Origin of the sequence: Streptomyces sp. NPDC085946, from assembly GCF_044540485.1 — a bacterium.
In the GTDB taxonomy this organism is placed as follows: Bacteria; Actinomycetota; Actinomycetes; order Streptomycetales; family Streptomycetaceae; genus Streptomyces.
This window is the reverse complement of sequence record NZ_JBITSF010000031.1, coordinates 56,843-69,613: the sequence shown is the minus strand read 5'-3', so window position 1 is coordinate 69,613 and position 12,771 is coordinate 56,843. Positions and strand designations below refer to the sequence as shown.

Here is a 12,771-nt window from a genome sequence, read left to right as displayed (position 1 = left end):
CCGCTACGAACGAAAAGCCGACCACTTCCTCGCCTTCACCGCCATCGCCTGCACCCTCATCTGTTACCGCAGACTCGCCAAATGAGACGACCTCTTACCCACCATTCATGTCAGCACCGGACTACACAGGGCTGCGTCCGGCGATGTCACCGCCGCACCTTCCAGTCCTCACCCTCGCTCCGGCCGGCAGCGCCACCGCCAGGACCACCGCCTGGTCCTCACCAAAGCTCACCGTCTCGCCCATGCGACACGCACGTGCCCTGGAACCGAAACGGCACCCCAGCCAGGCAATGAAAAAAATTCCCGGCGGCAGAGAGAATCAAGCAATGACCGACCGTCGCCGCCCGCTGGGCACCGAAGCCGTCCGCGCCGCCACCGAGGCCGACACCAAGCTGCCGTCCGCGCCGCGTGCCCAGCTCGCCGCCCAACTCCTTCCCACCAGCCCGACCGCCACCAATCCAGCGCGGCGTCCGACGACCGGGCGCCGCGTTCTGGGCGCCGGCCCCGGCACAGCTGCGCAATCACCTTCGGCGTGACAGCGCATCAGCTGTCCAATCACGTGGTGTCATTGCGCAGCCGATGCTCACCACGGGTCGAACTCGATGTGCTCAACATGGGTGAATTCCACGTCCAGGCCATGGGGATACAACGGCTGCCGTCGCGGAGTACACATCGCCCAGGTCTTCAGAAGCGAGGTCACAAAGGCGCTGCTCGTCGGCGTCAGCAGCGTGGGCAGCGAAGAGGGGGCCACGACGTGCTGTGGGGGCAGGAGGGGGAGGTGAGGGGGTGCAGGCCGCTGCCGCCGGTGCCAGCCGTATCCGGCGGCCGGGCATCAGTCGGTGTCATCGCTCAGGCCGGCGTGACGTTCTCGGCCTGCGGCCCTCTCTGCCCCTGGGTGATGTCGAAGCGGACCTTCTGGCCCTCCTGCAGCTCCCGGTAGCCGCCGCCGGCGATGGCCGAGTAGTGGACAAACACGTCAGGCCCACCGCCGTCCTGCTCGATGAAGCCGAAGCCTTTTTCCGCGTTGAACCATTTCACCGTGCCGGTGGCCATCTCGCTCTCCCTCACCATTGATCAAGCGGCGCAGCACCCTGCCACGCGGCCGCAAAATTGATCATCTCCGACCAATCGGGCGCTGGAAAGGAGAAGCGCCCAAAGCCACGCCCGGCGCCAGCAGACCGGCCCTGATGCAGCCATGAACGAGGTGGGCTGCGCGTGGTCGAGCGTCCCGTGCGGCGTCGGGGGTCAGCAGCATTTCGGTCCCGGTCAGGCATAGCACGCTTGCCAGCCGGTGCTGAAGGCCGGTGACCAGGAGCCGGCCCCCCTCGGCCAGAAGGCGACGCAGTCCGATCAAAAGGTTCAGACCGGCGGACACGGCCGCGGGCTCGCCGCACAGCCGGGCCGTAGACACGGCAGCGTCCCGCGCAGTCGGCGGCGCGCCGTCGACGAAGCACTCACCTCTTCCGCGAGCAATACCAGACGCAGGGGGGGAGGCAGGGGCTGTCTGCGACCGTGCATGTTCTTGTCCTGTCACGGGCGCGTTGCCCGTTTATCGGCCAGCAATGACGGAGGATACGAGTGCGCGGGCTTCCGCCCTGCGAAACGGTCCGGCCGTGCATCCTGGAAAGCGCGGCCGGACCGCGTGCCATCCCTCCGGTACGCCGCTTTGCGGCTCACACGGAGCAAGACGCGAGGCACCGGCCGACACACAACCAGACCCAAAGCGCGCTTCCGATCCCCCGGCGCACACCGCCCACGGCCACCACCAGCCCAGCTATGACCGGCTTCCAGCGCGAGGGCCCGTGCTCGCGGCATCCCTTGACTGGCCTGCGCAGCGACGGTCCCTCCGCACCGGTATAGCGTCCCATCCACGACCTCGGCCAATACGTCCCCTGGACATGTCAGAGAGCGTCTGGGCGGGTGCGCCGGGCCCTGCTTGCGAGATCGCTGCTGGATGCAGTGTGTGCGGGGAGGTCACCAGTAGTGCCGGCGTCCGGCGACCGCGTGCCCCATGGCCCCCATGATCCACAAGAGCGCGCCGATGGCCGCGAGGACGATTCCGATCGTCCACAGGATCGATATGCCGGTGACGAAGCCGACGACCAGCAGGATGATGCCGAGGAGGAGCATGACCGCCTCCGTTGCGCAGTAGTACTGCTCTCACTATGAACCGCAGCGCCGCGTCAGGGAAGCCTCAGCGTAGTTGAGCGCGCGACCAGAGCAGGTGGGCTGCGTCAGGGCTGATCCGTGGGCGGCGGCCGGTCACCGTTGACCGGTGAGGGCACCTGCCGCATCTCCGTGACCAGCAGGACCAGTATGCGAAAACGGGCCAGGAGACCGAAGAGATGCGCCTCGTCGACGACAGGCCCGTACAAATACAAAACGGTGTCCTCACCCAGCACCGCGGCGTCCGGTTCGGGCAGCACCTGCGCAGCGCTGTCCGGAACAGGGCCGTGGACCCGACTCGTAACGCATACGTTCACCCCTGCACAGACCAGTTCATGCTGACCCCGGCCCCGGCCTGACGGCATCACCCGCACCGGGTGAACCGGCCGACACCAGTCCCACCGGAGACTCGGCGCATGAACTTCACCGGACGCCCTGCCGAGCGTCCCCGCCCTCGCCACGACGCCGACCGGCATCCTCCGCAACGGGCCATGCGCACCCGTCTGGCAGCGCGTCGGCTGGACGCATCCCGCGCATCCACAGACGCCTCGCACAAGCTGCGCAACACCCCCGGCCACAGACCCGACCAAGATCATCCGGGGCCCGACCACGGGGCCGACCACGGCCGCCAGCACACCGGCCACAGGCCCCACCACGGCAGATCAGCGCACAGCGCAGACGCCTGCGCACAAGATGCGCAGCCGTCAGCGGTCGCGGCGTGGCTAGGTGAGAGACTCGGGCGGGGGCCGTGCCGAACGCAGTCGGCACGGCCCCCTCTGCGTCCCTGGACCACCGGGACGCTCAGACACCGGCCGTGGGACCGGGGCAGCGCGTCGCGTAGAAATCCCCTCGGCGGCGCGTCGTCATGCGCAGCAGCCGATGCTGCCGCCGATACGGATCCCTGTCGCCGGCATCGATCAAAAGGCGGCTCCTCAGGCGGAACGGAAGTCCGGAGGCCGCTCCTGCCGGATCCCCGTGGCTCCGATACTGAGGAGAGAGCGCCCATATCCGATGCTCCGGGACGCTCTTGCACGCGCCGCCCGCTTCCCCGGATGCGCGGCCCGCTCGGCGCCGGGCGACGGGGCGCGGGGCGGGCAGGCGACGGGGGGATGCCTGCCCGCCCCGCGCGCGACAGGGCCGGGGGCGTACTTACGGGCGTTGGTGACCAGCTCGCTGACCACCAGCTGCGTCATATCCACGGCGCGCTGAGAGACGGGCAGGCCGTGCTCAGCCTGCACCCGGGTGAGAAAGCCGGCCGCCAGGTGGCGGGCGTGGGCGATATCGGTTCCGTCCCCGTCCAATACGACCATGGTCTGTATGGCTCGCTCGTACGGCAGGGTCCCGCCCTCGCCCACCGGTACTGCATTCATCGCGTTCATCCTCGCCGCCCCGTATAACCCGGCCTGCCATTTATCCGCGTGTCCACAGGACACACCGTGCGTTGCCGTGCCGGTTTTCGTCGCACCAAACACGTCACCCGTGCCTGCGGCATGACACCCGTGATGAGGCCTTCGGTGTGTAAGTATCACCGGCATGGCGGAAACACCCAGGCTGAAACCCGAACAAGCTGAGCAGGCGCGGCAGCCTGGCGGGCTGTCCATCGCGGTCACCGCCACGGGTGATATCCGGATGCTGACCCTGGCCGGGGAGATCGACCACCACACCGGCGAGACACTCCAGCAGGCCCTGGACATCACCGGCACAACCCGGCCCCGCATCGTGATCGACATGCGTCAGGTCGCCTTCATGGATTCCAGCGGCATCAACATCCTCATCACCGCCCACCAGCACATCACCCAAGCCGGCGGCTGGCTCCGCCTCGCCGAACCGACACCCTCGGTGCGACGCGTTCTGCAGCTCGTCGGCATCGACCAGCTCATCGACTGCCGCGACACCCTCCGCCACGCCCTCACCCTCACCCCCTGACCAGCACCCCCTACCGCCGCCGGCCATCCCGGCCGGGCACGCGCGAAGGTCCCGCCGACGCGCGAGCAACCTCCAGGCCTCCCAATCTCCAAGGCGCGCCCTCACGGCCCACCCGCTCCCTCCCGCCCTTTCCGTCAAGCCAGGAGCGGTAGGGGCGCACAGAGAGGGATGTCAGCCTCCCCGACCATGCCGAAACCGCCTGGTGAGCTGCAGTGATACAGAAACCGGCCGGAGGCGTGCGCGCAGATGCCGGAGGCACAAGGGTGCACGTGCACGCGTGCACGTCAAACGCACACAAGACCCATCGCAGCCTCATAGCGCCACCAGGTGGCGTCAGTCGCGGCCCGGCCGCCAGCGACGCCGCTTGCCCGAGGCTAAGCCGTGCCCGGCGCCCTCGGCTGCGGCAGGGGCATGGGCATGGGCATGGGCCGACGCGGGCACGGCGGCGCGGGCTAAGGGACGGTCGCGAGGTCCGGGGCCGGGGCCAGGTCCGCCAGGGCGCGCTGCAGGTCCTCGATGTGGGCGGCCCGCTCCTGCAGGCGTTCCTTCAGGTGGCGGACCTCGGTCTCGGCGAGCGCGCGGGCGTGCTGCTCCCGGGCGAGCGCCAGGACGTGCTCGTGGCGCAGCCGCTCCAGCTCAGCCCGCAGCTCACCCTCGCCGGGGCCGGTGTGCCCGGATCGGTCCCGGCCGAGTGCGCTGTGGGCGTGCCGTGGGATCAGAGGGCGCGAAGGCGTTCAGCCGAAACCCGGCGACGAGCAGGTCCTCTGTGAGGATGAGCCAGCCGCGGTCCTCGTCGAGCACGGCCCCGGGCAGTTCGCCGGCTTTCCGGCGGCGCCGGATCGTCGTACGGCTCACGCCGCACGCGGCGGCGGCTTCGCGCTGGGTCAGTAAGGGGCGAGTGGTGCTCATGACTCCGTGTCCTCCCTCTCCCTGCCCGCCGACGTCCCCAGCAGCCCGACTCACGCGTCGGGGGCGGCGCCCAGGACGCGGCGACCAGTCGGACGCGGCGCCACTGTGGGGGCGGGCAGGACGGTGGGCAGGCGCTCGGCGGCGAGCCGGGCACGCGGGACGCGCTCGGCTTCGGCGGTGGGGTCGTCCATGTGCAGGGGGCCTGTGCCCAGCGGGCGGCGGTCAATCGTCACGTCCGGATTCTCCCGCACACCCCACCGGCCCTTCCCCCGGACCGGCAGGGCCTAACGCGCGCGTCGCGCGCATGAGGCAGTGAACTCCCCCGGCGTCCACCCCGCGGGCCGGGGCTGCGCTGCGCGTGCACTTCGTCTCCGTCCCTGGGCGCGGGGTTCACCAGGGGCGGGTCGTACAGGGCGCGGCCGCCGGGCCACCGCCTGAGTTCAGTGGACAGGGCCACTCCGTCGTCGACTTCCTCGGTCCGCCACCCGTGGATGTCCAGCAGCAGGCCGCCCAGTGGTCCGCCGACCAGTTCAGCGTAGGTCCGGTGTGGGAGCGGGCCGGGGTCGTCGTGGTCGTGGTCGTGGCCGTAGACGCGTACCTTCAGCAGCTGCCCATCGCCGTTCATGGCGATCAGCCTTATAGCCGCCACCGACAATGCGGGCTTGCCCAGCACTGTCCTGGGCTTGCCCGCGCAGTCGGTCGTTGCGGCTTGCTCGGTCAGTTGCGGAAGCGGGGCAACCGGCCGCCAGCCTTCTGCGCGGCCTCTCGGCTTTCTCCTCCCAATTCACGCACTTCTTGTAAATTTGTGTGAAAATTCTCTAATCAGTCACTCGGGTGAAGCACCCCATGAGAGCCATGGGGCTGGCTCGCCGAGGAGATTTGCTGATGAGTGAGTCCGTACATGACGGGGGCGGCAAGCTGCAGCAGGCCGGGGAGACAGCCAGGGTCGAGACGTCGGCCACCGCCGATCAGGCCAGACAGGCCGCGGGCCAAGTGGCGTCTACGGCGGTCCAGCAGGCGAAGGAGGTCACGGGAGAGGCTCGGCAGCAGGCCGGCTCAGTCGTCCGGGAGCTGTGCAGCCGTGCCCTGGACGAAGCCGAAGGACAGACCCGGCGGGCTGCGGGGGTGTTGCGGCAGTGGGCACAGGACCTGGCCGAGCTCACGGAGAACGCTCCGGAGGGCTCGCCCGTCCGCAGCGTCGCGACTCAGGTGGCCGACCGCGGGCGTCGGGCGGCCGACTATGTGGACAGGCAGGGAGTCGAAGGCATGGCCGGCGATCTTCAGAGCTTCGCCCGTCGGCGTCCAGGGATGTTCTTGGGAGGGGCGTTGCTGGCCGGGCTGGCTGTGGGGCATCTGGGGAAGGTGGCGGGCAAGGCCGCGCAGTCCGGCGACGGCGGGCAGGAGCAGTCCGTAGGAGCGGTGCAGCCGCAGTACGCGGTTGATCCCGACATACCGACGCCACCGCCGGGTGCCGGTCAGTGGACACCACCGCAGCCGGTGTCGCCGCCGCCCGCGCCATACGCACCGCCGCCCGTGCCGCCCACACGTCCGGCTGCGGGTGACATGCCAGCGCCTCCGCATCCAGGGGGGTGAGATGTCCTCGATGCAACCGAATCAGGGCGGCTCCTACGGAGGGGACTATTCCGTGGGTGAGCTGCTGTCTCAGGTGGCCTCGGACGTCCAGACCCTGTTCCGTCAGGAGGTCGAGCTGGCCAAGGCTGAGGTCAGGCAGGAAGCGACCAAGGCCGGTAAGGCGGCAGGCATGTACGGCGGGGCCGGGTTCGCCGGCTACATGACCCTGCTCTTTCTGACCTTGGCCGCCGTCCTGGGCCTGGCCAACGTGATGGACGGCGGCTGGGCTGCGCTGATCGTCACCGCCATATGGGCCGTGGTGGCAGCCGTGCTCTACGCGCTGGGCCGCGCCCGGATGCGCACCGTCTCCCCCACGCCCGAGAAGACCATCGAAACGATGAAGGAAAACACCCAATGGGCACGTCACCCGACCAGATGAGAGCGGACATCGACGCCACCCGCGACCGCCTGTCCACCGATGTCAACCGGCTCGCTGACCGGGCCAGCCCCCGCCAGATGGTCCGCCGCCGCACCGACCGGGTACGGGGCAAAGTCGCCGGCCTGCGGGAACGGGTCATGGGCTCCGCCGCAGACACCGCGCAAAGCCTCGCCAGCAATGCCCGGTCAGCGGCCGGTTCCCTGCAGGAAAGCGCCGGACAGGCCACCGGCACCGCCCGCGAGGCGGCCCAGCAGGCCGGTGAAGCGGTCAGGCAGACGCCCGAACAGGCCATGCGACAGACACAAGGGCATCCACTGGCGGCCGGCCTGATCGCCTTCGGCACCGGGGTGCTGGCCTCCTCCCTGCTGCCGACCTCGCAGAGCGAACAGCAGGCCGCCTCCGGCCTGATGGAACAGGGGCAAGAAGCCCTCGAACCCGTAAAGCAGGCCGCAGTCCAGTCTGCGCAGAACCTGAAGGAAGGCGCCCAAAAGGTAGTACAGAGCGCGGCCGAGGAAGTGAAGGACACCGTTGGCCAGGCCACCCGCGCCACCCAGAACGAAGCCCGCGATCAGGCCGGCACGGTCGCTGGCCAGGCCCGCAACTCCGCTCAGCACATCACCGATCAGAGCCGGCAACAGTGAGTGCTCATGCCACCAGCCCAGGTGGCCACAGCTCCCTTTCAACGGTCTTCACCAGTAGTGCCGGCGGCCAGCGACTGTGAGGGGCGCGCCTGGACAGAGGCTGCGCGCCGCCACCCTTCATGGTGCGATCTTCGCCGAGGTCAAGTCCGCCGTCGACCGAGCCGGCGCCACCGTTACACGCCGTATGACCAACACCTGGCCGGGCTGGCTTCACATGCGAAGTGGACGGGATGCCGGTGTGACGTGGATACCGGAACCCCCTGCTTGCAGGTCTTCTCCACACGGAAAGGTCCCACGGCCCATGTCCGCTCCTCACGCGATACCCGCCCTGACCGCCGCGGCAGCCATCGGCATCATCCTCGCCGCCCGATGGGCCGCCACCCACCCGTCACGCAACCGCCATAGCGCCAGCACCGCCCGCCCCCCGTGGCGACGCACCACACCCGCACCCGACCCTGCAACCGACAAGACCCCACCACCCGCGCCGAACAAGGCCGCATGGTCAGCCGTACAGGAAGCCGAGGAACACGTACGGCGCTACTGGCAGCAACTCCAGGCCCATCCCAACCGGCCTGACTGACTGACGAGAAGCAGGCCATGGACACGGCCCGGAACGGCTGCACCACATTGGGCTTGCCCGCGCCGTTGACGAAAGACTGTTTGCGTCAGGTGCGAAAGCGGGAGAGCCAGCCGCCGGCCTTCTGCGTGGCCTGCTCAGCTTCGTACTCCTGGCGGCGCCGCTCCTGCTCCTGGCGCTCGCGTTCGTCGACTTCGGCCTGCGCTTGTACTGCGACGGCCCGGCTCTGGCAGTCCTCGCACAGGTCCGGATGGGATTCACGCGGCTGCATCCAGCCGCAGTAGTCGACACGCTCCCACCGCTCGTCGCCGGGTGCCCGGGGCGGGGCAACTCCCAGTTTTCCAAAAGACCGGCGCCCAGGGGGTGTGCCGGTCGGTCTCGTTGTCTGCCGACCGTCGCACACTGCCACGTGTACCCGCGACTCCCCGCAGGGGGAACGCTCCACGATGGTCGCGCACGCAGGGCCGCCACCCCCGCGTGGGAAGGCACCTTGTCCGTACCTGTAGAGATCACTGTGGGTGGTGGAGGAACCTCGGCCGCCGGAAAGGCTTCCTCACCCACTCCCGCGAGCGACGGGACGGCCGATGCCCCGGCACGTATCTGGTGGCCGGGGCAGACTGGCCGGTCCTGGCCGCAGACGCCCGGGCATGCGCCGGCGCCGCCAGTCGGATGGCGGGCAGTGGGGAAGGCAATGGGTGTGGAAGCAGTCCTGCGGGTCGTTCCCGTCCCGGGTGAGACTGCTTGGTCTTTCCTGCACCAGGTGGCCGGGGCCTACCGGCTGCAGGCCGGTGATCTGACGGCTTGGTGGCGGTGGCTGGAGGACATCGACCCGTCGTGGTGCCTGAGCTGGCCGGCGGAGTGGCAGCGTGCCTTCCATCTGGTCCGGCGCCACCTGGAGGCCGGCGGCCCGCTGCCGGCCGAGCCCAGCAAGGTCGTGCACCAGGGCGAGGACCTCGGCCGGTGGGTGCGCTCGGTCCGACTCGACTGGGACAACCTCACCACCGTGCAGCAGTGGATGTGCGAGCACATCCTCGGGATCGCGCCCGCCGGCGAGGACGAGAAGCCCAAGCCGCGCCGTACGCGGGCCAGCAAATGGGTGATGAACTTGGCGACAGCCAGGCAGTTCTTCGAGCGCGAGGGCCATTTGCACGTGCCGAGGAAGCACGTCGAGCGGATCGTCGTCGGCGAGGACCAAAAGGCGCGGGAACTCCGGCTCGGGGCGTGGATCGGGAATCAGCGCAGCCGGGCCGCGACCCTGTCGCCGGAGCGAATCGAGCAACTATCCGCCATCGGCATGCGGTGGTCATAGTCGTACTGATGAAGTCAGTTAATGCACTTACTGAGGTTTTCGGGTTGTCATCGGGTGGTGACGGTTCATGATCCCTGCGGTATGCCGGTGAGGTGAGGTATCCAGAGGGCGGGGGCCTGACCGCTGAGTGTCGGGCATTTGGTGAGGGGATCCGGCTTCGGGCCGGGCAGAGGTTCGCGGCTGGCGAGAAGACGGCGGTGATCGCGAAGAACCTGCGGGTGAGTGTGCGGTCGGTGGAACGCTGGCGTCGTGCCTGGCGCGAGGGCGGCATGGAGGCCCTGTGCTCGGCGGGTCCGGCGAACTCCCCGGCCGTCACAGACGCTCAGTTCGCTGTGCTCGAGGAAGAACTCGGTAAAGGACCGGCAGCTCACGGCTTCGAAGACGAACGCTGGCCCCTGGCGCGGGTGCAGACGGTGATCCGCCGGCGTCTGCGGGTGAGCCTGTCGGTGGCGACGGTCTGGCGGCTGCTGAAACGGCACGGCTGGTCCTGGCAGGCACCCGCCCGCAGAGCACTCGAGCGCGACGAGCATGCGGTGGAGCTGTGGAAGAGGGAGGTGTGGCCGCAGGGAAAAGACTCGCGGCGACGTCCGGTGCCTGGATCGTCTTCGAGGACGAGGCCGGATTCTCGATGACTCCTCCCCGGGCCCGCACCTGGGGCCGGCCCCTGCGACCGCAGAGCATACGGCCCGTCCTCCTCCCATGCCTGCCGCCACCGCTGCACCGACCGGACGCTGACGCGCAGGTCCTTGGCGATCACCGAACTCGCCTCGCCCCGGGCGAACCGCTCGGCCGCCTGAAGCCGTAACCCCTCGCGGAACTGCTGCCGTTCGGTGGTCAGCCCGCCCCCTTGTGGATACCGCATGTCCCGGTGATACCGCAGGGGACTGCCGCCCGTCAGCCCTTACGACACCACGAGTTCAACCTCAGTAATTCTTTTCAATCACAGGCGGCACATTAGTCACACCGTGACAATAAGTAAAACATAGATAAGCTGTTCCAATCTTGAGCACCAGGCTCGACCATGCACGGTTCCAGTGATTTAAAGGTTTCAATCGGATGTGGGATCCACACTGTTCGATGCTGGCGGACACCGGCCGGCCGGGTAAGCACGAGCCGTAGGTGTCCCCCTCGGCCTGCGCCGGTTCTGTGCTGGTCACCGGCGGCTTCGGCCTACGGAAAACCGCACCGGGGCGGCGAGTATGACGGATGACTACAACCACTCGCGCATCCACCGGCGACGCTCCAGCGCGGAAGACCAGCACTTGACGATCATGTCCGCTGCCTCACAGGACCTGCCGGACCCGACAGTACGGGTGACGGATCTGCGCACCGCCGACGACTCGGGGCTCGAGGGCCGGGAAGCCGGTAGTGGTCGGTGGCCTGGCAGCATCCCCTGTTCAAGGTGGCTGGCGGGCTTCGTCGGATGCTGCCTCTTTGCGTCCTGCCCCGTTTCACAGTGCGGCTAGTTCCTCCGCCAGTAGGCGTAGTGTCTTTGAGGGGATCATGCCGCCGGACAGGGCGGCGAGGGAGATCAGAGAAGTCGAGCCGATCGTCTGGAGGAATTCGGTGTGGGCGAGGGTGGGGAGGTGAGTGCGCAGGACTTCGACGGCCGAGGAGTCGGACAGGAGAGCCGAGATCGGGGTGCGCAGGGAGAAGCGGCCGGCGGGGAAGTCATCCGGCCGGGGCAGCGGCTCGGCGGCCTGCTGCGCCTGGTGGCGCTGTTTGCGCACCAAGAGGTGAGCGGTGCTGACGGGACCGTCAGCGGGCAGGCCCAGGCGTTCGTACTGGCTCGGCGGGGCGTCGTTCGCGCGCATGAGGGCGACGAGCAGGTCGGCCATGCGGAGTTCCACCTCGTCGTCGATGAGTGGTGAGCGCTGTTCCGGATCGGCCCGCAGGTCGTAGAGGAGTGTGCCGAACCGGTACGGGTTGAAGAAGGTCCGCCCGGTCGTCCGGATTGTGCGGACGCCCTTGGTGAAGGTGAAGGGTCCGGCCAGTTCTAGGTCGGTCAGTTCCTCGGCGGTGAAGCGCCCGCGCATGTGGGTCGGCATCAACGTGTACTCGTACAACGGTGTGTTGTCGGCGGAGACGGGTGCGCGCATGTACACGTAGCGGCCGTCGGTAACGTTGACGTGTCCTCCGTGGATGCCGAACATTCCTGCTTCACGGACCGGTCGGTCGCAGGCGACGGGCAGGGGGACGCCCTGCATGTCGGCGGGGCGGTTCACGCCGAAGAACTCCAGCAGGGTGGGTGCCAGGTCGATGGTCTGCACGAGAGCCTCGTGACGCTTGCCGGCGGCACCTGTCCGGGGGTCCCAGACGAACAGCGGAAGGTAGATCAGTTCGTTGTACCAGGGCTGCACCGACTTGCCCCACCAGTTCTTCTCGCCGAGCAGTAGGCCGTGGTCGGTGCAGACGATCAGCAGGGTGTCCTGCCAGAGGTCGTGTTCATCCATCGCGTCGAGGACGCGGCCCAGCGACCTGTCGCACATGGACAGCAGCGCGGCGTACTCGAGGCGGGCGTGTTGGACCTGTGTGTCGGTCTCGGTGACCTGCCGGTAGTCAGGCCAGTCGAAGTGCGGGCCGTCGTAGTCGTGCGGGTAGAGGTCCTTGTACCGCTTGTGGCTGAAGAACGGTTCGTGCGGGTCGAAGGTCTCGATCTGTACGAACCAGCGGTCCTGTTCGTGGTTGTTGCGAATGAACTCCAGTCCCGCGTCGAAGGTGAGGGTCTGGGAGTGGCGTTCCTCCGTTTGCATGTACAGCCGGTTTACCCAGTCCTGCCGGTAGTTCTCCGGGCGCAGCTCCTTGACGTCCTCCTCGGGCATGGGCGGGTCGGCGACGTGCCCTTTCCACGGGTCGCCCTCCTGACCGCGGAAAAACTCCCAGGTGCTGTAACGGCCGTGGTAGGTCGCTCCGCCGTCCTCCCAGTAGTGGGGATGGTCGCTCGCCAGGTGGGTGTGCACACCTGCGAGCTTGAGCAGCTCAGGCATCGAGTCGTCGAAGGGTTCCAGTGGCCCCCAGCTGCGGTGCAGGAAATTGTGACGTCCGGTGTGGATCTCCCGTCGGGCCGGCATGCATGGCATGGAGCCCGCGTAGCAGTTGTCGAACGTCGCGGCCCGTTCAGCTAGCCGTGTGAAGTAGGGGGCGTGCGTCCAGTCACAGCCGTACGGCGGCAGCATGTGTCGGTTGAGACTGTCGAATATCACCATGATGGCTTTCATGCCGCGGTACTCCT

General features: G+C 68.4%; 13 protein-coding genes and 3 pseudogenes. 7 read left to right on the top strand and 9 right to left on the bottom strand.

The window, feature by feature from the left end; all coding sequences use genetic code 11:
• Positions 1–326: 326 nt before the first annotated feature.
• On the top strand, positions 327–536 hold the full coding sequence (locus ACIF8T_RS36125; protein ID WP_400041163.1) for a hypothetical protein: 210 nt from the start codon (positions 327–329) through the stop codon (positions 534–536).
• Between the two features lie 313 nt (positions 537–849).
• Here ACIF8T_RS36125 and ACIF8T_RS36120 read toward each other — a convergent pair whose 3' ends face one another.
• The 4 genes and pseudogenes from ACIF8T_RS36120 to ACIF8T_RS36105 all read right to left on the bottom strand — a co-directional run.
• Positions 850–1,053: a cold-shock protein gene (locus ACIF8T_RS36120; protein WP_400041161.1), complete on the bottom strand. Its 204-nt coding sequence runs from the start codon at positions 1,051–1,053 to the stop codon at positions 850–852.
• Between the two features lie 921 nt (positions 1,054–1,974).
• Positions 1,975–2,130, bottom strand: a complete 156-nt coding sequence (locus ACIF8T_RS36115; protein WP_400041160.1) for a DUF6131 family protein — start codon at positions 2,128–2,130, stop codon at positions 1,975–1,977.
• A gap of 104 nt (positions 2,131–2,234) precedes the next feature.
• Positions 2,235–2,475 (bottom strand): annotated as a pseudogene (locus ACIF8T_RS36110) (hypothetical protein).
• A gap of 821 nt (positions 2,476–3,296) precedes the next feature.
• A pseudogene (locus tag ACIF8T_RS36105) lies at positions 3,297–3,536 on the bottom strand (ATP-binding protein); the annotation flags it as partial.
• A 163-nt stretch (positions 3,537–3,699) separates the two neighbouring features.
• Between ACIF8T_RS36105 and ACIF8T_RS36100 the strand changes: the two are divergent.
• Entirely contained in the window at positions 3,700–4,092 is a 393-nt protein-coding gene (locus ACIF8T_RS36100) for an STAS domain-containing protein (protein ID WP_400041158.1), read from the top strand.
• A 648-nt stretch (positions 4,093–4,740) separates the two neighbouring features.
• On the opposite strand, the gene ACIF8T_RS36095 is transcribed toward ACIF8T_RS36100, so the two are convergent.
• Together ACIF8T_RS36095 and ACIF8T_RS36090 are read right to left on the bottom strand one after the other, a co-directional pair.
• Positions 4,741–5,001 (bottom strand): helix-turn-helix transcriptional regulator, encoded by a 261-nt coding sequence (locus tag ACIF8T_RS36095; protein ID WP_400041156.1) that lies wholly within the window; start codon positions 4,999–5,001, stop codon positions 4,741–4,743.
• A gap of 50 nt (positions 5,002–5,051) precedes the next feature.
• On the bottom strand, positions 5,052–5,234 hold the full coding sequence (locus ACIF8T_RS36090) for a hypothetical protein (protein ID WP_400041155.1): 183 nt from the start codon (positions 5,232–5,234) through the stop codon (positions 5,052–5,054).
• A gap of 652 nt (positions 5,235–5,886) precedes the next feature.
• Between ACIF8T_RS36090 and ACIF8T_RS36085 the strand changes: the two genes are divergently transcribed.
• Genes ACIF8T_RS36085 through ACIF8T_RS36075 form a run of 3 tightly spaced genes read left to right on the top strand, consistent with a single transcriptional unit; the run spans position 5,887 to position 7,653 of the window.
• On the top strand, positions 5,887–6,594 hold the full coding sequence (locus ACIF8T_RS36085) for a hypothetical protein (RefSeq protein WP_400041153.1): 708 nt from the start codon (positions 5,887–5,889) through the stop codon (positions 6,592–6,594).
• A 52-nt stretch (positions 6,595–6,646) separates the two neighbouring features.
• Complete coding sequence (locus ACIF8T_RS36080) at positions 6,647–7,012, top strand: phage holin family protein (protein ID WP_400041151.1); 366 nt, start codon at positions 6,647–6,649, stop codon at positions 7,010–7,012.
• Positions 6,988–7,653 carry a DUF3618 domain-containing protein gene (locus tag ACIF8T_RS36075; protein ID WP_400041149.1) on the top strand — a complete coding sequence of 222 codons (666 nt, stop codon included), beginning with the start codon at positions 6,988–6,990 and terminating at the stop codon, positions 7,651–7,653. Before ACIF8T_RS36080 ends, ACIF8T_RS36075 begins: the two co-directional genes overlap by 25 nt.
• Before the next feature lie 665 nt (positions 7,654–8,318).
• Here ACIF8T_RS36075 and ACIF8T_RS36070 read toward each other — a convergent pair.
• The gene (locus tag ACIF8T_RS36070) at positions 8,319–8,501 is read right to left on the bottom strand and encodes a hypothetical protein (protein WP_400041147.1); all 183 of its coding nucleotides are present in this window, start codon (positions 8,499–8,501) and stop codon (positions 8,319–8,321) included.
• 489 nt (positions 8,502–8,990) lie between these two features.
• Between ACIF8T_RS36070 and ACIF8T_RS36065 the strand changes: the two genes are divergently transcribed.
• Together ACIF8T_RS36065 and ACIF8T_RS36060 are read left to right on the top strand one after the other, a co-directional pair.
• Positions 8,991–9,539, top strand: a complete 549-nt coding sequence (locus tag ACIF8T_RS36065; RefSeq protein ID WP_400041145.1) for a helicase associated domain-containing protein — start codon at positions 8,991–8,993, stop codon at positions 9,537–9,539.
• Positions 9,540–9,631: 92 nt separating this feature from the next.
• Positions 9,632–10,171 carry a winged helix-turn-helix domain-containing protein gene (locus ACIF8T_RS36060; RefSeq protein WP_400041144.1) on the top strand — a complete coding sequence of 180 codons (540 nt, stop codon included), beginning with the start codon at positions 9,632–9,634 and terminating at the stop codon, positions 10,169–10,171.
• Positions 10,172–10,236: 65 nt separating this feature from the next.
• Here the strand turns inward: ACIF8T_RS36060 and ACIF8T_RS36055 are convergent.
• Positions 10,237–10,401, bottom strand: a pseudogene (locus ACIF8T_RS36055) (helix-turn-helix domain-containing protein); the annotation flags it as partial.
• A 589-nt stretch (positions 10,402–10,990) separates the two neighbouring features.
• Entirely contained in the window at positions 10,991–12,757 is a 1,767-nt protein-coding gene (locus ACIF8T_RS36050) for a sulfatase (protein WP_400041142.1), read from the bottom strand.
• Positions 12,758–12,771: the final 14 nt, after the last annotated feature.

Coding starts and splice junctions, on each gene's coding strand:
- ACIF8T_RS36120 (WP_400041161.1), bottom strand. CDS start 1,053: ATGGCCACCGGCACGGTGAAATGGTTCAACGCGGAAAAAGGCTTCGGC.
- ACIF8T_RS36100 (WP_400041158.1), top strand. CDS start 3,700: ATGGCGGAAACACCCAGGCTGAAACCCGAACAAGCTGAGCAGGCGCGG.
- ACIF8T_RS36075 (WP_400041149.1), top strand. CDS start 6,988: ATGGGCACGTCACCCGACCAGATGAGAGCGGACATCGACGCCACCCGC.
- ACIF8T_RS36050 (WP_400041142.1), bottom strand. CDS start 12,757: ATGAAAGCCATCATGGTGATATTCGACAGTCTCAACCGACACATGCTG.
- ACIF8T_RS36070 (WP_400041147.1), bottom strand. CDS start 8,501: ATGCAGCCGCGTGAATCCCATCCGGACCTGTGCGAGGACTGCCAGAGC.
- ACIF8T_RS36115 (WP_400041160.1), bottom strand. CDS start 2,130: ATGCTCCTCCTCGGCATCATCCTGCTGGTCGTCGGCTTCGTCACCGGC.
- ACIF8T_RS36125 (WP_400041163.1), top strand. CDS start 327: ATGACCGACCGTCGCCGCCCGCTGGGCACCGAAGCCGTCCGCGCCGCC.
- ACIF8T_RS36085 (WP_400041153.1), top strand. CDS start 5,887: ATGAGTGAGTCCGTACATGACGGGGGCGGCAAGCTGCAGCAGGCCGGG.
- ACIF8T_RS36095 (WP_400041156.1), bottom strand. CDS start 5,001: ATGAGCACCACTCGCCCCTTACTGACCCAGCGCGAAGCCGCCGCCGCG.